24 protein-coding genes are annotated in these 23,101 nt (G+C 64.7%); 18 read left to right on the top strand and 6 right to left on the bottom strand.

All coding sequences use genetic code 11. The features are described 5' to 3' along the window. Positions 1-17 precede the first annotated feature (17 nt). Positions 18-1,412: a Si-specific NAD(P)(+) transhydrogenase gene (sthA, locus tag IB255_RS00215; protein WP_045211662.1), complete on the top strand. Its 1,395-nt coding sequence runs from the start codon at positions 18-20 to the stop codon at positions 1,410-1,412. A 42-nt stretch (positions 1,413-1,454) separates the two neighbouring features. Here the strand turns inward: sthA and IB255_RS00210 are convergent, their stop codons facing one another. From IB255_RS00210 to IB255_RS00200, 3 genes are read right to left on the bottom strand one after another with little or no spacing between them, the layout of a single operon-like run. Continuing rightward, positions 1,455-2,177: a glycerophosphodiester phosphodiesterase gene (locus tag IB255_RS00210; protein ID WP_081519456.1), complete on the bottom strand. Its 723-nt coding sequence runs from the start codon at positions 2,175-2,177 to the stop codon at positions 1,455-1,457. Then, positions 2,174-2,488 (bottom strand): phosphodiesterase, encoded by a 315-nt coding sequence (locus IB255_RS00205; RefSeq protein ID WP_081519457.1) that lies wholly within the window; start codon positions 2,486-2,488, stop codon positions 2,174-2,176. The genes IB255_RS00210 and IB255_RS00205 overlap by 4 nt, the downstream gene beginning before the upstream one ends. Positions 2,489-2,502: 14 nt before the next feature. Beyond that, on the bottom strand, positions 2,503-3,078 hold the full coding sequence (locus tag IB255_RS00200; RefSeq protein WP_081519458.1) for a PilZ domain-containing protein: 576 nt from the start codon (positions 3,076-3,078) through the stop codon (positions 2,503-2,505). A gap of 124 nt (positions 3,079-3,202) precedes the next feature. On the opposite strand from IB255_RS00200, the gene IB255_RS00195 reads away from it, so the two are divergent. The 3 genes from IB255_RS00195 to IB255_RS00185 are packed head-to-tail and all read left to right on the top strand — an operon-like array spanning position 3,203 to position 6,406. Continuing rightward, complete coding sequence (locus tag IB255_RS00195) at positions 3,203-4,456, top strand: lipoprotein-releasing ABC transporter permease subunit (RefSeq protein WP_081519459.1); 1,254 nt, start codon at positions 3,203-3,205, stop codon at positions 4,454-4,456. Then, a complete protein-coding gene (gene lolD / locus IB255_RS00190) occupies positions 4,449-5,147 on the top strand; it encodes a lipoprotein-releasing ABC transporter ATP-binding protein LolD (RefSeq protein ID WP_081519460.1) in 699 nt (232 codons plus the stop codon). Before IB255_RS00195 ends, lolD begins: the two co-directional genes overlap by 8 nt. An 11-nt stretch (positions 5,148-5,158) precedes the next feature. After that, entirely contained in the window at positions 5,159-6,406 is a 1,248-nt protein-coding gene (locus IB255_RS00185; RefSeq protein ID WP_081519461.1) for a lipoprotein-releasing ABC transporter permease subunit, read from the top strand. A gap of 60 nt (positions 6,407-6,466) precedes the next feature. Here the strand turns inward: IB255_RS00185 and IB255_RS00180 are convergent, their stop codons facing one another. Next, the gene (locus tag IB255_RS00180; protein ID WP_081519462.1) at positions 6,467-6,997 is read right to left on the bottom strand and encodes a DUF2062 domain-containing protein; all 531 of its coding nucleotides are present in this window, start codon (positions 6,995-6,997) and stop codon (positions 6,467-6,469) included. A 152-nt stretch (positions 6,998-7,149) separates the two neighbouring features. On the opposite strand from IB255_RS00180, the gene IB255_RS00175 reads away from it, so the two are divergent. From IB255_RS00175 to murB, 8 genes are all read left to right on the top strand, one after another. Next, entirely contained in the window at positions 7,150-9,360 is a 2,211-nt protein-coding gene (locus tag IB255_RS00175) for a DNA internalization-related competence protein ComEC/Rec2 (protein ID WP_081519463.1), read from the top strand. 71 nt (positions 9,361-9,431) lie between these two features. Next, positions 9,432-10,067 carry a MotA/TolQ/ExbB proton channel family protein gene (locus IB255_RS00170; RefSeq protein ID WP_017519262.1) on the top strand — a complete coding sequence of 212 codons (636 nt, stop codon included), beginning with the start codon at positions 9,432-9,434 and terminating at the stop codon, positions 10,065-10,067. Beyond that, on the top strand, positions 10,064-10,513 hold the full coding sequence (locus tag IB255_RS00165) for an ExbD/TolR family protein (RefSeq protein WP_045211644.1): 450 nt from the start codon (positions 10,064-10,066) through the stop codon (positions 10,511-10,513). Before IB255_RS00170 ends, IB255_RS00165 begins: the two co-directional genes overlap by 4 nt. Beyond that, positions 10,513-11,511 carry a tetraacyldisaccharide 4'-kinase gene (gene lpxK / locus IB255_RS00160; RefSeq protein ID WP_081519464.1) on the top strand — a complete coding sequence of 333 codons (999 nt, stop codon included), beginning with the start codon at positions 10,513-10,515 and terminating at the stop codon, positions 11,509-11,511. Before IB255_RS00165 ends, lpxK begins: the two co-directional genes overlap by 1 nt. A 66-nt stretch (positions 11,512-11,577) precedes the next feature. Further along, on the top strand, positions 11,578-11,763 hold the full coding sequence (locus IB255_RS00155) for a Trm112 family protein (RefSeq protein ID WP_081519465.1): 186 nt from the start codon (positions 11,578-11,580) through the stop codon (positions 11,761-11,763). A gap of 4 nt (positions 11,764-11,767) precedes the next feature. Further along, positions 11,768-12,532 (top strand): 3-deoxy-manno-octulosonate cytidylyltransferase, encoded by a 765-nt coding sequence (gene kdsB / locus IB255_RS00150; protein WP_081519466.1) that lies wholly within the window; start codon positions 11,768-11,770, stop codon positions 12,530-12,532. Next, complete coding sequence (locus tag IB255_RS00145; RefSeq protein ID WP_081519467.1) at positions 12,532-12,996, top strand: low molecular weight protein-tyrosine-phosphatase; 465 nt, start codon at positions 12,532-12,534, stop codon at positions 12,994-12,996. The genes kdsB and IB255_RS00145 overlap by 1 nt, the downstream gene beginning before the upstream one ends. After that, a complete protein-coding gene (murB, locus tag IB255_RS00140; protein WP_081519468.1) occupies positions 12,993-14,012 on the top strand; it encodes a UDP-N-acetylmuramate dehydrogenase in 1,020 nt (339 codons plus the stop codon). Before IB255_RS00145 ends, murB begins: the two co-directional genes overlap by 4 nt. 155 nt (positions 14,013-14,167) lie before the next feature. Here murB and rne read toward each other — a convergent pair whose 3' ends face one another. Then, a complete protein-coding gene (rne, locus tag IB255_RS00135) occupies positions 14,168-17,365 on the bottom strand; it encodes a ribonuclease E (RefSeq protein ID WP_139791620.1) in 3,198 nt (1,065 codons plus the stop codon). Between the two features lie 590 nt (positions 17,366-17,955). Between rne and rluC the strand changes: the two genes are divergently transcribed. From rluC to sppA, 3 genes are read left to right on the top strand one after another with little or no spacing between them, the layout of a single operon-like run. Beyond that, a complete protein-coding gene (gene rluC / locus IB255_RS00130; RefSeq protein ID WP_081519470.1) occupies positions 17,956-18,912 on the top strand; it encodes a 23S rRNA pseudouridine(955/2504/2580) synthase RluC in 957 nt (318 codons plus the stop codon). Continuing rightward, positions 18,905-19,591 carry an HAD-IA family hydrolase gene (locus IB255_RS00125; RefSeq protein ID WP_081519471.1) on the top strand — a complete coding sequence of 229 codons (687 nt, stop codon included), beginning with the start codon at positions 18,905-18,907 and terminating at the stop codon, positions 19,589-19,591. Before rluC ends, IB255_RS00125 begins: the two co-directional genes overlap by 8 nt. Continuing rightward, the gene (gene sppA / locus IB255_RS00120; protein ID WP_081519472.1) at positions 19,591-20,586 is read left to right on the top strand and encodes a signal peptide peptidase SppA; all 996 of its coding nucleotides are present in this window, start codon (positions 19,591-19,593) and stop codon (positions 20,584-20,586) included. Before IB255_RS00125 ends, sppA begins: the two co-directional genes overlap by 1 nt. A 70-nt stretch (positions 20,587-20,656) precedes the next feature. Here sppA and IB255_RS00115 read toward each other — a convergent pair whose 3' ends face one another. Beyond that, the gene (locus IB255_RS00115) at positions 20,657-21,235 is read right to left on the bottom strand and encodes a Maf family protein (protein WP_081519473.1); all 579 of its coding nucleotides are present in this window, start codon (positions 21,233-21,235) and stop codon (positions 20,657-20,659) included. Between the two features lie 112 nt (positions 21,236-21,347). Between IB255_RS00115 and IB255_RS00110 the strand changes: the two genes are divergently transcribed. Genes IB255_RS00110 through plsX form a run of 3 tightly spaced genes read left to right on the top strand, consistent with a single transcriptional unit; the run spans position 21,348 to position 23,085 of the window. Then, positions 21,348-21,878, top strand: coding sequence for a YceD family protein (locus IB255_RS00110; RefSeq protein WP_045211618.1), 531 nt, complete (start codon positions 21,348-21,350; stop codon positions 21,876-21,878). Positions 21,879-21,891: 13 nt separating this feature from the next. Further along, positions 21,892-22,074, top strand: a complete 183-nt coding sequence (gene rpmF, locus IB255_RS00105; protein WP_009621425.1) for a 50S ribosomal protein L32 — start codon at positions 21,892-21,894, stop codon at positions 22,072-22,074. A 3-nt stretch (positions 22,075-22,077) separates the two neighbouring features. Then, the gene (gene plsX, locus IB255_RS00100; RefSeq protein WP_081519475.1) at positions 22,078-23,085 is read left to right on the top strand and encodes a phosphate acyltransferase PlsX; all 1,008 of its coding nucleotides are present in this window, start codon (positions 22,078-22,080) and stop codon (positions 23,083-23,085) included. Positions 23,086-23,101 lie beyond the last annotated feature (16 nt).

The raw sequence follows: 23,101 nt of genomic DNA, 5'->3' as shown, positions 1-23,101 counted from the left end.
GTTCTGAAGGAGTACGCATGGCTGTCTACAACTACGACGTGGTGATTCTCGGCACGGGCCCGGCAGGCGAGGGGGCGGCGATGAACGCCTCCAAGTACGGGCGCAAGCTGGCGGTGGTGGACAGCCGTCGCGTGGTCGGCGGCAACTGCACGCACCTGGGCACCATCCCGTCCAAGGCGCTGCGTCACTCGGTGAAGCAGATCATCGAGTTCAACACCAACCCGATGTTCCGCCAGATCGGCGAGCCGCGCTGGTTCTCCTTCCCGGACGTGCTGAAGAGCGCCGAGCGGGTGATCTCCAAGCAGGTCTCCTCGCGCACCGGCTACTACGCCCGCAACCGCATCGACATGTTCAACGGCACCGCCAGTTTCGTCGATGAACGCACCGTCGAAGTCGTCACCCCCAGCGGCGCCGTGGAGCGCCTGGTGGCCGACCAGTTCGTCATCGCCACCGGTTCGCGTCCGTATCGTCCGTCGGACATCAACTTCAACCACCCGCGCGTCTACGACAGCGACACCATCCTGTCCCTGAGCCACACCCCGCGTCGCCTGATCATCTACGGAGCCGGGGTGATCGGCTGCGAGTACGCCTCGATCTTCAGTGGCCTGGGTGTGCTGGTGGACCTGATCGACACCCGCGACCAGTTGCTGAGCTTCCTCGACGACGAAATCTCCGATGCGCTGAGCTACCACCTGCGCAACAACAACGTGCTGATCCGTCATAACGAGGAATACGAGCGCGTGGAAGGCCTGGACAACGGGGTGATCCTGCACCTGAAGTCGGGCAAGAAGATCAAGGCCGACGCCCTGCTGTGGTGCAACGGCCGTACCGGCAACACCGACCGCCTTGGCCTCGAGAACATCGGCATCAAGGTCAACAGCCGCGGCCAGATCGAGACCGACGAGAACTACCGCACCTCGGTATCGAACATCTATGCCGCCGGTGACGTGATCGGCTGGCCGAGCCTGGCCAGCGCCGCCTATGACCAGGGTCGTTCGGCTGCCGGCAACATCGTCGAGCACGATGGCTGGCGCTTCGTGAACGACGTGCCGACCGGCATCTACACCATTCCGGAGATCAGCTCGATCGGCAAGAATGAGCAGGAGCTGACCGTGGCGAAGATTCCCTATGAGGTGGGCAAGGCCTTCTTCAAGGGCATGGCCCGCGCGCAGATTTCCAACGAGCCGGTGGGCATGCTGAAGATCCTGTTCCACCGCGACACCCTGGAAATCCTCGGTGTGCACTGCTTCGGCGACCAGGCCTCGGAGATCGTCCACATCGGCCAGGCGATCATGAACCAGCCGGGCGAACTGAACACCCTGAAGTACTTCGTCAACACCACGTTCAACTATCCGACCATGGCCGAAGCCTACCGCGTAGCGGCGTTCGACGGCCTGAACCGGATTTTTTGAAGTACCCCGGCCGGCGGCCTGAGCCGGTCGGGGGGAACCTGCTCAGCGATTCCCGATCGTGGCAGTGGCCAAACCGGGAAAGTCTGTGATCAGGCTATCCACGCCAAAATCAGCGAGCCGGCGCATCAGCGCCGGCTCGTTGACCGTCCACACCGACACATGCAGCCCCTGCTTCTGCGCTTTCAGCAAGCGCTCCGGGGTGCACAGCATCCAGTTCAGCGCCAGCAGATCACAGCCGTAGTGCGCGGCGACCTTAAGCGGATCGAGCCAGGCGTACTCGGCCACCAGCCCGCGTGACAGCTCCGGCGCCAGTTCCTCCAGCGCGCGCAGCACCGTGCGCGAACTCGAGGTCACGGTGATCCGGTCGCGCAGGCCGAAACGGCCTACCAGCTGGTGGATCGCCTGCACAGTGCGGCCAGCACGATCCTTCGATGCGCTTTTCACTTCCAGCTGCCAGTGCTCGAACTCGCAGCGCTCGAACAGCTCAGCCAGGCGCGGGATGGGGCAGGGGCGCACCCAGCCCGGACCGCCGTCGCGGGCGTCCATGGTCACCAGATCTTCCGCCAGTTGCTCGGAGACCTTGCCGCGTCGGCCGGTGGTGCGTTTGAGCGTCGGGTCGTGGATCACCATCAGTTCGCCGTCGCGGGACAGGTGCAGGTCTAGTTCGCAGCGCTTCACGCCATGTTCCAGGCAGCGCTGGAAGCTGTTCAGGGTGTTTTCCGGTGCTTCGCCTTTGGCGCCGCGATGGCCATAGATCAGAGTCACTGGGGCTCCTTGGGAGTCGGTGAAAGGTCCTTGGGATAGGGCGAACGGTGTTGGCGGACGGCATCGACCACCACCCCGCTCTCGAAATAGACACTGAATTCGCGGTAGTCCCAGCGCGAGATGGGCGGCTTGCCCACCGCCGGGTGCTCTTCGTCCGGCAGGCCGAAGCGTTCCAGCACGGCCTTCTGGCTTTCACCACGGGCCGGCAGCACGATGTGCGGGTCGCCCTGGCTGCCCACGGGTATCTCGATGGTATCCGCCAGCAGTGGCAGCGGGCTGACAAGGCTCAACAGGAGCAGCAGATGGCGCATGGATATCCCTGGGTTCATTCTTCGCGGGCCTTGGCCTGCCGGCGTTCCAATGCCTGGCGCTGGAGGATGTGGCGGGCCAGCAACTGGCGCTGGGCGTCGCCGAGCATCTCGAATTCGGTGCCGATCTCGTAGTCGCCCTCGGGCTGCTGCTGGCAATGGGTGACCTTGGCGCGCAGCAGCAGGCCCAGGCCGTGGGGCAGCAGGACGATCTTCAGCGCCAGGTCCTGGTCGACCGGTAGTGGCTGGGTATCGCGGAAATTGATGCCGCCTTCGGACAGCGTGACCTTGCGCGCCGGGCCGATCTCGCTGAGCAGGCTCTGGGTCAGGGCCTGGGCGATCAGGTCGATGCGCTTGTTCATCACCTTCAGGTAGCTGGCCAGCGGGCGGTCGCGCTCGTTGATATGGCGCAGCAGGTGCTGCGACTCGAAGTCGGTCAGGTGCAGGTCGCTGAGCAGGTTGAACAGCGCGGAATCATCCTGAAGCACTTCTTGCGACTGGATTTCGTCCTCGCGCAGCGGGCGAAATTCCAATGCGAGCGTGTCTTCAATACGATAGTATTCGCGGCGGTCATCCGCGTCTGGAGTGGACATGGCGAACCCACGGCAGCAGTGATGGTCTGAGTGTAAAGCCGCCTGCCTGGCCTCGCCACACGGAAGTCGCACGCCAGATGGAACTGACGCCCGACGCACTCTTCACCTTCTCATTCGGCCCCACATGTTCAGACCCCTTTCCGTCTACATCGGAACGCGCTACACACGCGCCAAACGCCGCAGCCACTTCGTTTCCTTCATCTCGCTCACTTCCATGATCGGCCTTGCGCTGGGCGTGGTGGTGATGATCGTGGTGCTCTCGGTGATGAACGGCTTCGACCACGAGATGCGCACCCGCGTGCTGGGCATGGTGCCCCACGCCACGGTGGAGTCCTACCAGCCGATCTCCAACTGGCAGGGCATCGCCGGGCAGATCAAGACCCAGCACCCCAACGTGCTGGAAGTCGCGCCCTTCATCCAGATGCAGGGCCTGCTCAGCGCAGGCGGCACGGTGCAGAAGGTGCTGATCAATGCCGTGGACCCGAACGAGGAGAGCAAGGTCTCGATCATCGACCAGTTCTTCCAGCAGGGTTCGCTCAGCAGCCTCAAGCCTGGCGAGTTCGGCATCATCATCGGCGACAAGGCGGCGAAGAACCTCGGCGTGAAGCTGGGCGACAAAGTGACCTTCATCGCCCCGGAGGTCTCGGTCACCCCGGCCGGCATGTTCCCGCGCATGAAGCGCTTCACCGTGGTCGGCACCTTCCATGTCGGCGCCGGCGAGCTGGACGGCTACGTCGCCATGGTCCACATCGACGACGCCGCGCGCATGCGCCGCCTCAAGCAAGGCCAGGTCGAAGGCCTGCGCCTGAAGCTCGACGACCTGTTCCAGGCGCCGCGCACCGCCTGGGAAATTGCCCGCACGCTGAAGGGCAACGACTACTTCGCCCGCGACTGGACCCGCAGCCACGGCAACCTGTACCAGGCGATCCGCATGGAGAAATCCATGATCGGCCTGTTGCTGCTGCTGATCGTCGCGGTCGCCGCGTTCAACATCATTTCCACCCTGGTCATGGTCGTCACCGACAAGAAGGCCGACATCGCCATCCTGCGCACCCTGGGCGCCACGCCGGGGCAGATCATGGCGACCTTCATGGTCCAGGGTACGGTGATCGGCGTGATCGGCACCTTCATCGGCGGCGTGCTGGGCATCCTTGCAGCGCTCAACGTCAGCTCCGCCATCGCCCTGCTGGAGCGCCTGCTGGGCCACAAGTTCCTCAACGCGGACGTCTACTTCATCGATTACCTGCCCTCGCAACTGATGAGCGAGGACGTGATCCTGGTGTGCAGCGCCGCGCTGATCCTGAGTTTCTTCGCCACCCTGTATCCGGCCTGGCGTGCGGCCCGCACCCAGCCCGCGGAGGCCCTGCGTTATGAGTAAGCCGACCCCCAACGACCAGGCCGTCCTGAGCTGCCGCGACCTCGGCAAGCGCTACGAGGAAGGCCCGCAGTCGGTCGAAGTGCTCTCCGGCGTGCAACTGGAGCTGCTGCCAGGCGAGCGCGTGGCCATCGTCGGCAGCTCCGGCTCGGGCAAGAGCACCCTGCTGAACATGCTCGGCGGCCTCGACACGCCCAGTACCGGCAGCGTCTGGCTGGCCGGCGAACAGCTGTCGGCGCTGAACGAGAAGCAGCGAGGCCTGCTGCGCAACCGTGCGCTGGGCTTCGTCTACCAGTTCCACCACCTGCTGCCGGAGTTCACCGCCCTGGAGAACGTCTGCATGCCGCTGCTGATCGGCAAGACGCCAATCCTCGAGGCGCGCCAGCGTGCCACTGCGCTGCTGGAGCGTGTGGGGCTGGGCCATCGCCTGAGCCACAAGCCGTCGGAGCTGTCCGGCGGTGAGCGCCAGCGCGTGGCCATCGCCCGTGCCCTGGTCAACACGCCGAAGCTGGTACTGCTCGACGAGCCCACCGGCAACCTCGACCAGCACACCGCCCACGGTATCCAGGAGTTGATGCTGGAACTGTCGCAGTCCCTGCGCACCGCCTTCCTGGTGGTGACCCACGACACTCACCTCGCCCAGCAGATGGACCGTGTGCTGCGTCTGGAGGAGGGCCGGCTGGTCGCCGCCTGAGGGATAACGGAATGTTCAGACCCCTGTCCGTCTTCATCGGCACCCGCTACACCCGTGCCAAGCGACGCAACCACTACATCTCGTTCATCTCCCTGACCTCGATGATCGGCCTCGCCCTGGGCGTGCTGGCCATGATCGTGGTGCTTTCGGTGATGAACGGCTTCCAGAAGGAAATGCGCTCGCGCATCCTCGGCATGGTCCCGCATGCCGTGCTGCAGCAGGCCAGCGGCCCGCTGGACAACTGGCAGCACGTCGCCGAAGTGGCCAAGCAGAACCCGAAGATCGTCGGCGCGGTGCCCTACACCGAAGTCGACGGCATGCTCTCCTACAAGGGCATGATGCAACCCATCGAGGTCGATGGCGTAGATCCGGCGCTGGAAACCCAGGTGTCGATCATCGGCCAGCACATGGTCCGCGGCAGCCTCGACGACCTCAAGGCCACCGAGTTCGGCGTGGTCATCGGCGAGATCACCGCGCGGCGCTTCCACGTCAACGTCGGTGACAGCCTGCTGCTGATCGTCCCCGAGCCGAGCACCGCGCCTGGCGGCATCACCCCGCGCATGCAGCGCCTGAACGTGGTCGGCATCTTCAAGGTCGGCGCCGAGCTGGACAGCACCCTGGCGCTGATCCATGTGGACGACGCCGCCAGTCTGATGCGCTGGCAGCCCGGCCAGGTGCAGAGCGTGCGCATTGCCCTGAAGGACCTGTTCCAGGCGCCGGAAGTCGGTGCGGCCATCGCCAGGCAATTGGGCGACGGCTATCGCTCGGTGGACTGGACCCACACCCAGGGCAGCCTGTTCAGCGCGATGAAGATGGAAAAGACCATGATCGGCCTGCTGCTGTTGCTGATCGTCGCGGTCGCCGCCTTCAACATCATCGCCACCCTGATCATGGTGGTGGCCGACAAGCGTGCGGACATCGCTATCCTGCGAACCCTGGGCGCCACACCGAAGCAGATCATGGCGATCTTCATGGTGCAGGGCACGGTGATCGGCCTGATCGGCACCGTCATCGGCTGCGTGCTGGGCGTGCTGGCGGCGTACAACGTCACCGCGATCGTCTCGACCCTGGAGCGCGTCGCCGGCACCCACGTGTTCAACTCGGACATCTATTTCATCAACTACCTGCCGTCCGACCCGCAGATCAGCGACATCGTGCTGATCTGCGTCGCGGCGCTGTCGATGAGCTTCCTCGCCACGCTGTATCCGGCCTGGCGCGCGGCCTCGACCCAGCCGGCGGAATCGCTGCGGTACGAGTGATCACCGGCCCATGAAAAAGCCGCCCTTCGGGGCGGCTTTTTTGTACCTGTAGGAGCGAGCTCACAGCCCCTGCTGCACATTGCGCAGCGCCCGACGCCGCCGCCAGCTGCGGCCAATCCACCAGCGCCAGTAGCCCTCGGTGAGCAGGTAGCCGAGGATGCCCACCAGGATGCCGCAGATCACTGAACCCAGCAGGAACGGCTGCCAGAGCATCGCCAGCTCGCCGCTGATCCATTCCCAGGTCAGGTGGTCGGGCAGGGCGCGCGCCGGAATGCCCATGATCCAGGCGCCCATCTTGTAGGTGCAGTAGAACACCGGCGGCATGGTGATCGGGTTGGTCAGCCAGACCAGCCCCACCGAGATCGGCAGGTTGGCCCTCACCCATACCGCCAGCGAGGCGGCCAGCAGCATCTGCAGTGGGATCGGGATGAACGCGGCGAACAGCCCCATGCCCATGGCTCGGGACACGGAGCGGCGATTCAGGTGCCAGAGGTTGGGCGACTGGATCAGCGGTCCGAGAAAGCGCAGGCCCTTGTGGTTCCTGATGCTCTCCGGATCGGGCATGTAGCGCTTGAAGATTCGGCGCGGCATGGAGGAAATCTCTGGCAGACGGACGACGGCTCATTATGCCTAGCTAGGTGACAGTCATTCGTTGCCAACTATGTCCGTGTGTAACCGCCGCAGGCCAATCGGATCGGCGGTTGCGCCGGGGTCAGGGAGTCGCTCCGTTGCCTCGTACAGGGATGTTCGCGCTGGCCCTGGGGTTGCTGGCGCTGCGCGGGATGCCGGCGCTGCCATCCGGCTGGGTTCTGCTGCTTCTCGCGCTGGTCGCGCTGCCGTTGTTGTTCACTCGCGGCTATGTCGTCGGGCTGTTCCTGCTCGGTTTCGCCTGGGCCTGCCAGTCGGCGCAGTGGGCGCTGGATGATCGTCTGGCGCCGGAGCTGGATGGCCGCACGCTGTGGCTGGAGGGCAGGGTAGAGGGCCTGCCGGATCGCTCCGGGCCATCGGTGCGCTTCCAGCTCGCCGAGGTCTCCAGCCCTCGCGCGAAGGCCCCGGCCACACTGCGCCTGTCCTGGTTCGGCGGTCCCCCGGTGGAGGGCGGCGAGCGCTGGCGGCTGGCGGTGAAGCTCAAGCGTCCCCACGGCATGACCAATGGCGCGGGGTTCGATTATGAAGCCTGGCTCACCGCCCAGCGCATCGGCGCTACCGGCAGCGTGAAGGACGGGCAGTGCCTGGAGGCTTCCAGCGGCCCGCGCGCTTGGCGCGAAGCCTGGCGGCAACGACTGCTGGCGGTGGATGCCCATGGGCGCTCCGGGGCGCTCGCCGCGCTGGTGCTGGGCGATGCGTCCGGGCTGACCACGGCGGACTGGCAAGTCCTGCAGGACACCGGAACCCTGCACCTGATGGTGATCTCCGGCTCGCACATCTCGCTGCTGGCCGGCCTGCTCTATGCACTGGTCGCCGGGCTGGCGCGCTTCGGTTGCTGGCCGGCGCGAGTCCCGTGGCTGCCCTCTGCCTGCCTGCTGGCCGCAAGCGGTGCCTGGGCTTACAGCCTGATGGCGGGATTCGAGGTGCCATTGCAGCGCGCCTGCGTGATGGTCTCCATTGTCCTGTTGTGGCGCCTGCGCTACCGCCATCGTGGGCTATGGACGCCCTTGCTCGGTGCCTTGCTCGCGGTGCTGCTGGTCGAGCCGCTGGTGGTGCTGTTGCCGGGCTTCTGGCTGTCCTATGCAGCGGTGGCGTTGCTGATCTTCGGCTTCTCGGGGCGTCTGGGGAGATGGACCACCTGGCGTACCTGGCTGCGTGCGCAATGGCTGATGGCGGTCGGTCTGCTGCCGGCGTCCATCGCCCTGGGATTGCCGCTGAGTGTTTCCGGCGTGGTTGCCAACCTGATCGCCGTGCCCTGGGTCGAATTGGTCGTCGTGCCGTTGGCGTTGCTGGGGAGCCTGGCGCTTGGCGTTCCCTGGCTGGGCGAGACGCTGCTTTGGGTGTCGGGCGGCCTGCTGGAACTGCTGTTCCGGCTGTTGGGCTGGATGGCCGAGCTGGCGCCCGCCTGGCAGCCGGTAGCTGCGCCGATCTGGGCGCTGGTGCTGGCGATGCTGGGCGCACTCCTGCTGCTTGCGCCCGCTGGTGTCCCATTGCGTGCGCTGGGGTTGGCGATGTTCCTGCCGGTGTTCTGGCCGACAGTCCCGTTGCCCGCACCGGGCATGGCCGAGATCCGCGTGCTGGATGTGGGGCAGGGGCTGTCGGTGCTGATCCGTACGCGTAGCCAGGTCTGGCTCTACGACACCGGGGCGCGCAATGGCGATTTTGATATCGGCGAGCGCGTCGTGGTGCCGACGCTGCGCAGCCTGGGTATCGGGCGCCTGGACGTGCTGATGCTCAGTCACGCGGACAACGATCACGCCGGCGGCGCCATGGCGGTGAAGCGTTCGCTGCGGCCGGACCAGGTCATCAGTGGCGAGCCCGAGCGCTTGCCGGAGCAGTTGCAGGCCCGGCCTTGTGGCATCGAGGAGTGGATAATCGATGGCGTTCGCCTCTCCAGCTGGGCCTGGGCAGGCGCCAGCGAGAGCAACGACCGCTCCTGCGCGCTGGAAGTCGAGGCCAACGGCGAGCGCATCCTGCTCACCGGCGACCTGCCGCAACCGGCCGAGCTCGCCTGGCTGGCGGCGCATCCGGGTGAGCGCGTCGACTGGCTGCTGGCCGGCCACCACGGCAGCCGCAGCTCTTCCGGGCCTGCCTTCCTTCGAGCGATCCGGCCCTCCACCGCGATCATCTCCCGTGGCGCCAACAACCCCTATGGCCATCCGCACCCGTCGGTCGTCGAGCGCTTCCGCACGCTGGGCATCCGGATTCAGGATACGGCGGAGCAGGGCGCGCTGACCCTGACGCTCGGTGCCCATGGCGAGGTCCGGGGAGTGCGGGAAGGCGCACATTTCTGGCAGGAAAATTGAGACCGGGGCGGTCGGTTCGCCACGGCCCCTGTGCTAGAGTGGCGCCACTTTTTTTCAGGGGATTCACCACTGTGTGGGAACTGGTCAAAGCTGGCGGCTGGATGATGCTGCCGATCTTGCTGAGCTCCGTCGCTGCCATGGCGATCGTCGCCGAACGTCTCTGGACCCTGCGCTTGAGCCGTGTGGCCCCACCGCAGCTGCTCGGCCAGGTGTGGAAGCAGATCAAGGACAAGAAGATGAACAGCCAGGCCCTGAAGGACCTGCGCGCGTCTTCCCCGCTGGGTGAAATCCTTGCCGCTGGCCTGGCCAACTCCAAGCACGGTCGCGAGATCATGAAGGAGTGCATCGAGGAGGCCGCGTCCCGCGTCATCCACGAGCTGGAGCGCTACCTCAACGCCCTGGGCACCATCGCCGCCATGGCGCCGCTGCTCGGCCTGCTGGGTACCGTGTTCGGCATGATCCAGATCTTCAGCGCCTTCATGGGCGACGGCATGGCCAACGCGCCGATGCTCGCCGGCGGTATCTCCAAGGCCCTGATCACCACCGCGGCCGGCCTGATCGTGGCGATCCCGGCAGTGTTCTTCCACCGTTACCTGCTGCGCCGCGTCGATGAACTGGTCATCGCAATGGAGCAGGAAGCCATCAAGCTGGTGGAAGTGACCCAGGGCGATCGCGAAGTCGATTTCGTCGAGGAAGGCAAAGCGTGAAATTCCGCCGCAGAGCGGGCGGAGCGGCTCGCGAGGACGTCTTCATCAACCTGGCGTCGCTGATCGACGTGATCTTCGTGCTGCTGCTGTTCTTCGTGGTCGCCACCTCGTTCACCAAGCCGTCGCAGCTCAAGGTCGAACTGCCCGAAGCGGTCAGCGGTACGCCGCCCGAAGCCACCGAGATCAAGCAGCTGGAAATCTCCATCAGCCTCGAAGGTCACTACGCGCTCAACGGCCAGAGCCTGGCGCGCGATGACCTGGAAAACCTGATGAACGCCATGCAGCGTGAGTCCGCCGGTGACAACAGCCTGCCAGTGGTGATCACCGCTGACGGCAAGGTGGACTACCAGTCCGTGGTCACCGCGATGGATGCCGCCGGCAAGCTGGGCTTCACCCACCTGCGCATCACCACCATCGAGTCCCGGGCGGACAAGAAGACCCCCTGATGGCGCTCTCCGACCGCCTGCTCGACGCCTGGTACAAGGGCCACCCGGCCCTTGCCCTGCTCAGGCCGCTCGAGCTGCTCTACCGGCGCGTCGCCCAGGGCCGCCGGCAGGATTTCCTCTCCGGCGCCAAGCCGGCCTACCGCGCGCCCGTGCCGATCATCGTGGTCGGCAACATCACCGTCGGCGGCACCGGCAAGACGCCGATGATCCTCTGGCTGATCGAACACTGCCGCGCCCGTGGGCTGAAGGTCGGTGTGGTCAGTCGTGGCTATGGCGCCAAGCCACCGCAGACACCCTGGCGCGTGCGCGCCGAGCAGTCGGCGGCGGAGGCGGGTGATGAACCGCTGATGATCGTGCGCCGCAGTGGCGTGCCGCTGATGATCGATCCGGATCGCTCCAGCGCCGTGCGCGCGCTGCTCGCCGAAGAGTCGCTGGACCTGATCCTCTGCGACGACGGCCTGCAGCACTACCGCCTGGCCCGCGACCTGGAGCTGGTGCTGATCGACGCCGCCCGTGGCCTGGGCAACGGCCGCTGCCTGCCTGCCGGGCCGCTGCGCGAACCGGCCGAGCGACTGGCCGAAGTCGATGCCGTGCTGCACAACGGCGCACCGTCCGACCCGCCTGGCGCCTTCTCCTTCGTCCTGCGACCTTCTGCCCTGGTCAACCTGGCCAGTGGTGAGCGGCGTGGCATCGAGCATTTTCCCGACGGGCAATCGCTGCATGCACTGGCCGGAATCGGCAACCCGCAGCGTTTCTTCGCAACGCTCGAGGCGCTAAACTGGCGGCCGATTCCGCATCCCTTCCCCGACCATGCGGCTTATACCGCCGAGCAGCTGCGCTTTACGCCGGAACTGCCGCTGGTCATGACCGAGAAGGACGCGGTGAAATGCCGGTCCTTCGCCGCGCCCGACTGGTGGTACCTCGCCGTCGAAGCGCAGCCCTCGCCGGCCTTCGTCGCCTGGTTCGACGTTCAGCTCGAGCGCCTGCTCGCCCGCTGATCCGCCGTCGTAATCCGGCGTCGCCCGCATTCAAATTGTTCGCTGTTCAAGCTCAAGGAACGCACCATGGACCCGAAACTCCTCGATATCCTCGCCTGTCCGCTGTGCAAGGGCCCGCTCAAGCTCACCGACGACAAGTCCGAGCTGATCTGCAAGACCGACGGTCTGGCCTACCCGGTGCGCGACGGCATTCCGGTGATGCTCGAAGGCGAGGCGCGCACCCTGAACGTCGACGAGCGTCTGGACAAGTAACGCCATGACCCAGGCCTATACCGTCGTCATTCCCGCCCGCTTCGCCTCCACCCGCCTGCCCGGCAAACCGCTGCAGGACATCGCCGGCAAGCCGATGATCCAGCACGTCTGGGCGCAGGCCGGCAAAAGCTCCGCCACCCAGGTGGTGGTCGCCACTGACGATCAACGTATCTTCGACGCCTGCCAGGGCTTCGGTGCCCAAGTGGCGCTGACCCGTGCCGACCACAACTCCGGCACCGACCGCCTGGCGGAAGTCGCCGACGCGCTGGGCCTGGCCGACGACGCCATCGTGGTCAACGTGCAGGGCGACGAGCCTCTGGTGCCGCCGTCGATCATCGACCAGGTGGCCGCCAACCTCGCGGCTCACCCGGAAGCGGGCATTGCCACCCTGTGCGAAGAAATCCATGACCCGGCCGCGCTGTTCAACCCGAACATCGTCAAGGTGGTCAGCGACAAGAACGGCCTGGCCCTGACCTTCAGCCGCGCCACGCTGCCCTGGGCGCGCGACGCCTTCGCGGTGGACCGCGAAAGCCTGCCGGCCAACGTGCCGTACCGCCGCCACATCGGCATCTACGCCTACCGCGCGCGCTTCCTGCGCGACTTCGTGGCCTGGGGTCCGTGCTGGCTGGAAGATACCGAGTGCCTGGAGCAGCTGCGCGCGCTCTGGCATGGCGTGCGTATCCACGTGGCTGACGCCCTGGAGGCGCCGCAGGCCGGCGTCGATACCCCGGAAGACCTGGAGCGCGTCCGGCGCATCCTGGGGGCCTGATGAAGGTTCTGTTCGTCTGCCTGGGCAACATCTGCCGCTCGCCGACCGCCGAAGGCGTGTTCCGCCAGAAGGTCCGCGGAGCAGGCCTCGAGGATCGCATCGAGATCGATTCGGCTGGCACCGGTGACTGGCACGTCGGCAAAGCGCCGGATGCGCGTACCCGCGCCGCTGCGCTGCGCCGTGGCTATGACCTGTCGGGCTTGCGGGCGCGACAGGTCAACGTCGCCGACTTCTCCCGCTATGACCTGGTCCTGGCGATGGACAACGCCAACTTGCGCGACCTCAAGCATCTTCGCGGCAGCAGCGGCAAGGCGGAGCTGGACCTGTTCCTGCGCCGCTACGAGCTGGAAGTCGATGAAGTCCCCGACCCGTATTACGGCGGCGAAGACGGTTTCGAGCAGGTGCTGGACCTGGTGGAAAGGGCCTGCGACGGCCTGCTGACGGAAGTGAAGGGGCGCCTGTGACGCTGCAACTGCAAGAACGCGTTTCCCTCAAGCCCTACAACACCTTCGGTGTCGAAGTCGCGGCGCGCTGGTTCGCCCAGGCCCATGATGATGCCGAGGTGCACGCCGGTATCGCCGCCGCTGTCGAGAAGGGCCTGCCGCTGATGGTGATCGGTGGCGGCAGCAACCTGTTGCTGACCCGTGACGTCGAGGCGCTGGTGCTGCGCATGGCTTCCCATGGTGTGCGTGTCGTCAGTGACGACGGCGAGCGCGTGGTGGTCGAGGCGGAAGCTGGTGAGGTATGGGACGACTTTGTGCGCTGGACCCTCTCTCAGGGCTTTGGCGGGTTGGAAAACCTCAGCCTGATCCCTGGCACTGTCGGCGCTGCGCCGATGCAGAACATCGGCGCCTACGGCGTCGAGATCAAGGACGTATTCGCCGGCCTGACCGCGCTGGACCGTGAGAGCGGCGAGCTGCGCGAGTTCTGCCTTGAGGACTGCGCCTTTGCCTACCGCGAAAGTCGCTTCAAGCGTGAGCCGGGCCGTTGGCTGATCCTGCGGGTGCGCTTCGCCCTGAGCCGCGTCGCGAAACTGCATCTGGACTACGGTCCGGTGCGCCAGCGTCTGGCGGAGGAGGGCGTGACTGCGCCGACGCCGGCCGATGTCTCGCGAGTGATCTGCGCAATCCGCCGCGAGAAGCTTCCCGACCCGGCGGTGCTGGGCAATGCCGGCAGTTTCTTCAAGAATCCGGTGGTTTCGGTGGACCAGACCGACGTGCTGCGCCAGCGCTACAGCGACCTGGTGGCCTATCCGCAGGGTGATGGGCAGATGAAGCTGGCCGCCGGCTGGCTGATCGACAAGGCCGGCTGGAAAGGCTTCCGCGACGGTTCGGTGGGTGTGCACGCCCAGCAGGCGCTGGTGTTGGTGAACTACGGCGGCGCCACAGGGGCGCAGCTGCATGCACTGGCTCAGCGTATCCGTGACGATGTCCAGCAGCGCTTCGGTGTGGAGCTGGAGATGGAGCCGAATCTCTACTGAATTCGCTTCGGATGCGAAAAGGGGATGCCAAGGCATCCCCTTTTTTGTGTCTGCTTCCTCGGAGCGGGGCTTTTGTAGGATCGTTCCGAAGCCACGAATTGCAGGCAATAAAAAAGGGGATGCAGCTGCATCCCCTTTTTCGGATCAGGAAGCTATCAGCTGTGGTGTTTTTCCACCACGGTGCCTTGTTCTTCCTCGGTCTTCTCGGCTTTGTCGCCTTCAGCCGGTTCGGCAGCCGGTTGCTCGGTGGCTTCAGCGGCTTCGTTCACGACTTCGGCTTCGACGGCCTCGACAGTGACTTCAGCAGCCGGCTCGACCACGACTTCGGCTTCCACGGCAGCGGCTTCTTCAACCACGGCTTCGACGACCGGCGCCTGCTCTGCCTGCGGAGCGGCGGCTGCGGCAGCAGCGGCTTCGCGGGCGGCACGTTCCTGGCGACGACGCTCGCGCGGATCGTTGGAGGCGCGGCCGGTCGCGTTGGCCGGAACGGCCGGAGCTTCTTCGACAGCAGTTGCAGTGGCAGCCGGAGCTTCCTCGGTAACCACCGGAGCTTCCACCTGAGGCTCTTCGACCAGCTGGGCGACGGCTTCGATCACGGTTTCAGCAGCCGGAGCCGACGCTTCTTCCGCAGCCACCGGCTCGGCGGCAGCCACTTCAACGGTCTCGCTGGCAGCTTCTACCGGCTCGGCAGCCTGTTCGGCGGGCTTGGCCAGGAACTCGATGGTCTGTTCCAGGGCGCTTTCGGTGCGTACGGCTTCAACCACGCCGGACTCCAGCGGCTGGGCCTCGGCTTGAGCCTGGGCAGCGGGCTGCTCCTGCTCGGCGGCGGCTTCAGCAACGGCTACAGCGGTAGCGGCGGCAGCGACCATGGCGGCAGGCGACGGGGTGTCCGAAGAAGCCTGTTCAGCAGTGCCTTCGGCATTTACTTCGCCTTCGGCGCCTTCAACACCATCCACACCGGCTTCGCGCTGACGCTCGCGGCGGTTGCTGCGGCGACGCTGGCCACGGGAGCGGCGACGCGGACGCTCGTCGTCCGAACCTTCGTCGTCCTGTTGATCCAGCAGCTCCTCGTTCGGCAGCTCTTCGGCTTCCAGGGCGGCGGCATCGCGAGCCGGACGGTCTTCGCGCGGCTGACGCTCTTCACGGGGCTGACGCTCGGCGCGTTCGCCACGCTCACCGCGGGGCTGACGCTCTTCGCGTGGCTGGCGTTCTTCACGCGGTTGGCGTTCGGCGCGCTCACCACGCTCTTCGCGGGGCTGACGCTCCTCACGCGGCTGGCGCTCGGCGCGTTCTTCACGCGGCTGACGCTCTTCACGCGGTTGACGTTCGGCGCGCTCTTCACGCGGCTGGCGTTCCTCGCGCGGTTGACGCTCGGCGCGTTCTTCGCGCGGCTGGCGCTCCTCGCGGGGCTGACGCTCGGCGCGTTCTTCGCGCGGCTGACGCTCTTCGCGAGCCGGGCGCTCAGTGCGCTCACCGCGCTCGTCGCGGCGACCACGCTCTTTACGCTCGTCATCACGACGACCGCCATCGCGACCGTCGCGGCGACGGTTCTGCTGACGGCCATTGCGACGCTCGCCCTGGCCTTCGCTGCGCTCGGTTGCGGGCTTCTCGGCGGCAACCGGGGTCGGCTCCGGCTTGCTGCCGGCGAACAGGCCTACCAGCGACTTCACCAGGCCCTGGAACAGGCTCGGCTCAGGCATGGGCTTGGTGGCTTCGACAGCGACCGGTGCTTCGGCGGCAGCCTGCTGCGGGGCAGGGCTCTGCGGGGAAACGGTCTTCACGGCGGCTTCCTGGCGAACCAGGGTGCGGGTGGCGCTGACCGGCTGGACTTCCTCGTGCTCTTCCGGGGCCATCTCGTAGCTGGCGTGGCCGGACAGGAGTTCGGGGTTGTCGTCACGCAGGCGCTGAACTTCGAAGTGCGGAGTTTCCAGGTGGTCGTCCGGCAGGATGAAGATGCGCGCGCGGGTGCGCAGTTCGATCTTGGTGATGGCGTTGCGCTTCTCGTTGAGCAGGAAGGCAGCAACCTGGAACGGCACGCGCGCACGAACTTCGGCGGTGCGGTCCTTCAGGGCTTCTTCCTCGATCAGGCGCAGGATGGCCAGCGACAGGGATTCGACGTCGCGGATGATGCCTTGGCCGTTGCAGCGCGGGCAGACGATGCCGCTGGTCTCGCCCAGGGACGGACGCAGGCGCTGACGGGACATTTCCAGCAGGCCGAAGCGCGAGATGCGGCCAACCTGCACGCGGGCGCGGTCGGCTTCCAGGGCTTCGCGGACGCGTTCTTCCACGGCGCGCTGGTTCTTCGCCGGGGTCATGTCGATGAAGTCGATGACGATCAGGCCGCCGATATCACGCAGGCGCAGCTGGCGGGCGATTTCCTCGGCCGCTTCCAGGTTGGTCTGCAGGGCGGTTTCTTCGATGTCGCCGCCTTTGGTGGCGCGCGCCGAGTTGATGTCGATGGACACCAGGGCTTCGGTCGGATCGATGACGATGGAGCCGCCCGACGGCAGCTTCACTTCGCGCTGGAAGGCGGTTTCGATCTGGCTCTCGATCTGGAAGCGGTTGAACAGCGGAACGCTGTCCTGGTACAGCTTCACCTTGCTCGCGTACTGCGGCATGACCTGCTGGATGAAGTTCAGGGCTTCTTCCTGGGCGTCGATGCTGTCGATCAGCACTTCGCCGATGTCCTGGCGCAGGTAGTCGCGGATGGCGCGGATGATGACGTTGCTTTCCTGATAGATCAGGAACGGGCCGCTGCGCTCGCCGGAGGCTTCCTTGATGGCGCCCCACAGTTGCAGCAGGTAGTCCAGGTCCCATTGCAGCTCTTCGGAGCTGCGGCCCAGGCCCGCGGTGCGGACGATCAGACCCATGTCGCCGGGAACGGTCAGGCCGTTCAGGGCTTCGCGCAGTTCGTTGCGCTCTTCACCCTCGATGCGGCGGGAGATGCCACCGGCGCGCGGGTTGTTGGGCATGAGCACCAGGTAGCGGCCGGCGAGGCTGATGAAGGTGGTCAGGGCGGCGCCCTTGTTGCCACGTTCTTCTTTCTCGACCTGGACGATGACTTCCTGGCCTTCGCTCAGGACGTCCTTGATGTTGATGCGGCCTTCAGGATTCTTCTTGAAGTACTCGCGAGAGATTTCCTTGAGGGGGAGGAAGCCGTGGCGTTCGGCGCCGAAGTCGACGAATGCGGCCTCGAGGCTCGGCTCGATGCGGGTGATACGGCCTTTGTAGATGTTGGCCTTCTTCTGTTCGCGCGCGCCGGACTCGATGTCCAGGTCGAACAGGCGTTGGCCGTCTACCAGCGCTACACGCAACTCTTCGGGTTGAGTTGCGTTGATCAGCATTCTTTTCATGTAGTACCAATGGTTTCCGGGGCCACCGGAAACGGCGATCGGCACACACGACTCTCACGGTCGGTGCTAAGGCACGTACTCAGGAACGGCGGACCATTCCAGTGTCCAGCGGCAGCAGGATAAATCTGCTGTGCCGCGACTACGTTTCCTGCTTGTCGAGTAAGAACAAGCACTCATCAGGAGGAGGAATTAGCTGTCAGATGCGGACGATAAGTGCGTCTACGTTCAAGGCATGCGTTCAAGGCATGAACGCAACGCAATCCGACAGTTGTGCATCTCCGCCCTGCACATTTCCCTAAGAGCCGGGTGCCACTCGCTGAATCCGGGAGCGGGGTTGGCTTTTATCACGGCTACCTTGGTGGCCGTGGTCATGTCTCAAGGCCTGGGTTTCGAGGCGCTGTCGGCGCGAGAATCGCTCGGGCCGTTGCAACGCTTCCGGGGACTGCCTCGTGTCCGTTCAATGTGTTTGCAGGCGGTTGGGGATGGCGATTACGCGATCATCCGCAGGCCTGGCCACTTTTGGCGGCCTCCCGAATATAGCAGCAATGATTAAGTGCTTCAATTGAATGAAAAATTGTTATTATATCCGGATGACGAATCCCGCCCCTCCGACTTCCGGCGTTCAGCTGCTTGAAGTCGCGCCGGAGTATGCCGGCCAACGAATCGACAATTTCCTCCGCACCCAGCTCAAGGGCGTGCCCAAGACCCTGATCTACCGCATCCTTCGCAAGGGTGAGGTGCGGGTCAACAAGGGCCGGATCAAGCCCGAGTACAAGCTGCAGGCCGGCGACGTGATACGTGTTCCGCCGCTGCGCTTGGCCGAGCGCGACGAGCCGGTGCCGCTGGCCCAGGGCCTGCTGGAGCGTCTGGAAGCCGCCATCGTCTACGAAGACAAGGCGCTGATCGTGGTGAACAAGCCCACCGGTATTGCCGTGCATGGCGGCAGCGGCCTGAACTACGGGGTCATCGAGGCCTTCCGCCAGTTGCGTCCGGAGTGCAAGGACCTGGAGCTGGTGCACCGCCTGGATCGCGATACTTCCGGTCTGCTGATGATCGCCAAGAAACGCAGCATGCTGCGCCATCTGCACGATGCCCTGCGTGGCGAGCGCATCGTGGACAAGCGCTACCACGCATTGGTGCGCGGCAACTGGCCGGCGGCGAAAAAGCAGATCGCCGTGCCGCTGCTGAAGAACAACCTGCGCTCGGGTGAGCGTGTGGTCGAGGTGAATCCCGAAGGCAAGGAAGCGCTGACCGAGTTCAAGGTGCTGCGCCGCTTCGGTGACTTCGCCACTCTGGTCGAGGCGCGTCCGATCACCGGGCGTACCCACCAGATCCGTGTGCATGCCAAGCACGCCGGCCACTCCATTGCCGGTGATCCCAAGTACGGCGACGAAGATTTCTCCCGTGAAATCCGCGAGCTGGGCGGCAAGCGCCTGTTCCTGCACTCGGCCTATCTGCGCGTACCGCTGCCTGATGGTGGTGTGCTGGAGTTGGAAGCGCCGGTGGACGAAGTCTGGCTGCGCACCGTGGAGCGCCTGGATGCGTGAGTATTCCCTGCTGATCTTCGATTGGGATGGCACGCTGGTGGATTCCATTGGTCGTATCGTCGAGGCGATGCGGGTGGCGGCAGTTGGTTCCGGCCTTCCGGAACGCAGCGATGAGGCTATCAAGGGCATCATCGGCCTGGGCCTGCCGGAAGCTATCCAGACGCTGTACCCGGAGGTAGAGGATGGCGAGCCGCTGGATCGCTTCCGGCTTGATTACGGTAACCACTACCTGAGCCTGGAAGTGCAGCCTTCGCCGCTGTTCCCGGGCGTGGCTGAGGCGATGGCGGAATTTCGCAGCGCCGGTTACCAGTTGGCGGTCGCTACCGGCAAGAATCGCCGCGGGCTGGATCGCGTGCTGGCGGGGCAGGGCTGGACGGATTTCTTCGATATCACCCGCGCCGCCGATGAATCGGCGAGCAAGCCGGACCCGCGCATGCTGCACGAGATTCTCGAGCATTGCCGGGCCGACGCGCGTGATGCGCTGATGGTGGGTGATTCGCCTTTCGATCTGGAAATGGCGCGCCGCGCCGGCATGGATTCGGTGGCGGTGGGCTATGGTGCTCAGTCGCTGGAGATCCTTCGGGAGTATGCTCCGGCGCTGGAAGTGAATCATTTCAATGAATTGCGCGCCTGGCTCGCCGGGCGCTCGGTCAAACCGCTGCTCGAGGTAGGCAACTGATGTCGGATGAATGGAAGGCGGACGATAGCAAGGCTGCGCAAGCCACGGCAGGCGACGACAAGAGCTGGAAGTTGCTGGAGAAGGCTGTGCTGGCTGGTGTCCAGGAGCAGCGTCGGTCGCGTCGCTGGGGTATCTTTTTCAAGTTGCTGACTTTCGTGTATCTGTTCGGTGCATTGGCGCTGTTCAGTCCCTTCAGTGGCTTGTCCAAGTCTGCGTCGCGCAGTGCCAGTCATACGGCGCTGATCGAGGTGAAGGGCATGATCGCCGACAACGAGCCTGCCAGTGCCGACAATATCGTTGGCGCGCTGCGTTCCGCGTTCGAGGATGCCGGCACCAAGGGAATCGTTCTGCGTATCAATAGTCCGGGCGGCAGTCCGGTGCAGTCCGGCTATATCTACGATGAAATCAAGCGCCTGCGCGGTGAGCATCCGGATATCAAGGTCTACGCGGTCATCAGCGATCTGGGGGCTTCCGGTGCCTATTACATCGCCAGTGCGGCCGACGAGATCTACGCCGACAAGGCCAGTCTGGTCGGTTCCATCGGTGTGACGGCGGCGACTTTCGGCTTCGTCGGCACCATGGAGAAGCTGGGCGTGGATCGTCGTATCTATACCTCGGGTGAACACAAGGCCTTCCTTGATCCGTTCCAGCCGCAGAAGGCGGATGAAACCGCTTTCTGGCAGCAGGTGCTGGATACCACTCACAAGCAGTTCATCGATGTGGTGAAGAAGGGGCGCGGCGATCGCCTGAAGGACAAGGATCATCCCGAGTTGTTCTCCGGTCTGATCTGGTCCGGTGAGCAGGCGCTGCAGCTCGGGTTGATCGATGGTCTGGGTAGCTCCAGCTATGTGGCGCGCGAGATCATCAAGGAGAAGGAAATCGTGGACTACACCGTCCAGGAAACGGCCTTCGACCGCTTCACCAAAAAGCTGGGCGCGAGCGTCGCCGAACGCATGGCGATGTGGATGGGCTGGCAGGGTCCGGTCCTGCGCTGAGTGCGCTTCCTTATATAAGGAAGGAAAAGGCTCGGCGATTGCCGGGCCTTTTCGTTTCAGGCTTTCCAGGTCAGGGGATTTGTACCTGTTCGGCAAGCAGCATATCCACCAGGCGAATAAGCGGCAGGCCGATCAGGCTGGTGGCGTCTTTGCCTTCGGTGGAACGGAACAGGCTGACGCCCAGGCCTTCGGCCTTGAAGCTGCCGGCGCAATCGAAGGGTTGTTCGGCTTCCAGGTAGCGGCGAATGCGTGCTTCGTCGAGGTCGCGGAAGTGCACGGTGAAGGGAATGCAGTCGATTTGGGCTTCACCGCTCTGGCTGTTGAGCAGGCAGAGTCCGGTGAGGAAGCTGACGCTCTTGCCGCTGGCGTCCTTCAGTTGCTCCGTCGCGCGCGCGATGCCGTGTGGTTTACCGAGAATCCGGCTGCCGTTAACTGCGGCCTGGTCCGAGCCGATGATCAGGTGGGCGGGGTAGCGCTGGGCCAGGGCGCGAGCCTTGCATTCTGCCAGTCGACGCACCAGTTGTTCGGCGCTCTCGCCGGGCAGTGGGGTTTCATCGATGTCGGGGCTGGCGCATTCGAACGGCAGGCGCAGGCGCTGCAGCAATTCGCGGCGGTAGGGCGAGCTGGAAGCGAGGATCAGGGGTAACATGGGGAATTCCTTCGGAGCGTCACTGCGATTCTAGCGAAAAGGGCTGTCCATACAGCGGTTTATGGCTAATTTCCTTTGACAGCTTCGGGTGCATCCCTATAATGGCGCGCTTATGTTGAATGGACCGATACCACCTCACGTTGATCCGCGCAAATTGGTAGAGCGCGCCGCCACCCTCGAGGGTGTGCTGCCGATCGCCAAGATGGCACGTCTCAGCGAGCAACTGACCAGCAGTGATGGCGATGTTCACGCGAAGTTTTCCTTCTTCCGTGATCAGCAGAAGCTGGCGGTCATGCACGTCGAGCTCAATGGCGAGGTGAGCATGGTATGCCAGCGCTGTCTCGAGCCGGCCAAATTCCATGTGGGTGGTGAGTACGATTACGTCATCATCCCGGAAGGCAAGTCGATCGATGATCTGCCCAGTGGCTACGATGCGTTGGAAGTGGGGGATGACCCCATCGACCTGACCTCGCTGGCTGAGGACGAGTTGCTGCTCGCCTTGCCCATCGTGCCGGTCCATGACCCTGAGGATTGCCAGCAGCCGGTGGGATACGCTACAGCGCCCGAGCCGAGCGAGAACGTCGAAGAACGGCCCAATCCGTTCAGCGTACTGGCGCAGTTGAAGCGTGACCCAAACGTTTAGGAGTTAATCAATCATGGCTGTTCAGCAGAACAAAAAATCCCGTTCCGCTCGTGACATGCGTCGTTCGCACGATGCCCTGGACGCGAACGCTCTGTCCGTGGAAAAGAGCACCGGTGAAGTTCACCTGCGCCACCACGTCTCCCCGGACGGTTTCTATCGCGGCCGCAAGGTCGTAGACAAAGGCTCTGACGAGTAATCTTTGTCCGCACCAATCATCGCGATTGATGCAATGGGTGGGGACTACGGTCCCCACTGCATTGTTCCGGCCTGCATTTCCTTTCTGGCCGAATATGCTTCCCTCCAGCTGGTCCTCGTCGGCCAAGCTCCTCTGATAGAAGAACACCTGCGCGGCCTTTCTCCGGTCGAGCGCCAGCGTCTTCATATCCATCACGCCAGCGAAATCGTCACGATGGACGAGCGTCCGTCCCAGGCGTTGCGTGGCAAGCCCGATTCCTCCATGCGTGTTGCCCTCGAACTGGTTCGTGATGGCAAGGCTCATGCCTGCGTCAGTGCCGGTAATACCGGTGCGTTGATGGCGCTATCCCGTTACCTGCTCAAGACGTTGCCCGGCATCGACCGCCCGGCGATGGTGACAGCCGTGCCGACGCAGACCGGCCACTGCCATCTGCTCGACCTGGGCGCCAATGTCGATTGCAGTGCCGAGCACCTTTATCAGTTCGCCGTCATGGGGGCTGTGGCTGCGGAAGCGCTGGGCAAGAGCAATCCGCGTGTAGCGTTGTTGAATGTCGGCACCGAAGACATCAAGGGTAACCAGCAGGTGAAGCTGGCGGCCAGTCTGCTGCAGCAGGCGCAGGGTTTGAACTACATCGGCTATATCGAAGGCGACGGCCTGTATCGCGGGCTGGCCGATGTAGTGGTGTGCGACGGTTTCGTCGGCAATATCCTGCTCAAATCCAGCGAGGGCTTGGCGGCTATGGTCGCGGCGCGCCTGGAAGAATTGTTCAGCTCCAGCCTGCCGGCCAAGGCGGTCGGCCTGATGGCGATGCCTTTCCTGCGCCGGCTGCGTGGCGATCTCACGCCGTCACAACACAATGGCGCGAGTTTTCTCGGTTTGCAGGGCATCGTGGTGAAGAGTCACGGCAGTGCGAAGGAGGAGGGCATCCAGAGCGCATTGCGGCGCGCGCTGCTGGAAGTTCGCGAGAATCTGCCCCAGCGGCTGCATGGCCGTCTGGAACATCTGCTCTAATGTGTGACCGCGGTCG

It is taken from the genome of Pseudomonas sp. PDM22 (genome assembly GCF_014851965.1).
Lineage (GTDB): Bacteria > Pseudomonadota > Gammaproteobacteria > Pseudomonadales > Pseudomonadaceae > Pseudomonas.
This window is presented reverse-complemented; position numbering and strand designations above follow the sequence as displayed.

Bases quoted from the DNA above. Each gene is read 5' to 3' on its own strand.
- rne (WP_139791620.1), bottom strand. From the start codon at position 17,365: ATGAAAAGAATGCTGATCAACGCAACTCAACCCGAAGAGTTGCGTGTA.
- IB255_RS00200 (WP_081519458.1), bottom strand. From the start codon at position 3,078: ATGTCCACTCCAGACGCGGATGACCGCCGCGAATACTATCGTATTGAA.
- sppA (WP_081519472.1), top strand. From the start codon at position 19,591: ATGTCGGATGAATGGAAGGCGGACGATAGCAAGGCTGCGCAAGCCACG.
- sthA (WP_045211662.1), top strand. From the start codon at position 18: ATGGCTGTCTACAACTACGACGTGGTGATTCTCGGCACGGGCCCGGCA.
- IB255_RS00185 (WP_081519461.1), top strand. From the start codon at position 5,159: ATGTTCAGACCCCTGTCCGTCTTCATCGGCACCCGCTACACCCGTGCC.
- IB255_RS00205 (WP_081519457.1), bottom strand. From the start codon at position 2,488: ATGCGCCATCTGCTGCTCCTGTTGAGCCTTGTCAGCCCGCTGCCACTG.
- IB255_RS00145 (WP_081519467.1), top strand. From the start codon at position 12,532: ATGAAGGTTCTGTTCGTCTGCCTGGGCAACATCTGCCGCTCGCCGACC.
- IB255_RS00155 (WP_081519465.1), top strand. From the start codon at position 11,578: ATGGACCCGAAACTCCTCGATATCCTCGCCTGTCCGCTGTGCAAGGGC.
- rluC (WP_081519470.1), top strand. From the start codon at position 17,956: ATGACGAATCCCGCCCCTCCGACTTCCGGCGTTCAGCTGCTTGAAGTC.
- IB255_RS00195 (WP_081519459.1), top strand. From the start codon at position 3,203: ATGTTCAGACCCCTTTCCGTCTACATCGGAACGCGCTACACACGCGCC.
- rpmF (WP_009621425.1), top strand. From the start codon at position 21,892: ATGGCTGTTCAGCAGAACAAAAAATCCCGTTCCGCTCGTGACATGCGT.
- IB255_RS00175 (WP_081519463.1), top strand. From the start codon at position 7,150: ATGTTCGCGCTGGCCCTGGGGTTGCTGGCGCTGCGCGGGATGCCGGCG.
- IB255_RS00115 (WP_081519473.1), bottom strand. From the start codon at position 21,235: ATGTTACCCCTGATCCTCGCTTCCAGCTCGCCCTACCGCCGCGAATTG.
- lpxK (WP_081519464.1), top strand. From the start codon at position 10,513: ATGGCGCTCTCCGACCGCCTGCTCGACGCCTGGTACAAGGGCCACCCG.
- IB255_RS00180 (WP_081519462.1), bottom strand. From the start codon at position 6,997: ATGCCGCGCCGAATCTTCAAGCGCTACATGCCCGATCCGGAGAGCATC.
- IB255_RS00125 (WP_081519471.1), top strand. From the start codon at position 18,905: ATGCGTGAGTATTCCCTGCTGATCTTCGATTGGGATGGCACGCTGGTG.
- lolD (WP_081519460.1), top strand. From the start codon at position 4,449: ATGAGTAAGCCGACCCCCAACGACCAGGCCGTCCTGAGCTGCCGCGAC.
- IB255_RS00110 (WP_045211618.1), top strand. From the start codon at position 21,348: ATGTTGAATGGACCGATACCACCTCACGTTGATCCGCGCAAATTGGTA.
- kdsB (WP_081519466.1), top strand. From the start codon at position 11,768: ATGACCCAGGCCTATACCGTCGTCATTCCCGCCCGCTTCGCCTCCACC.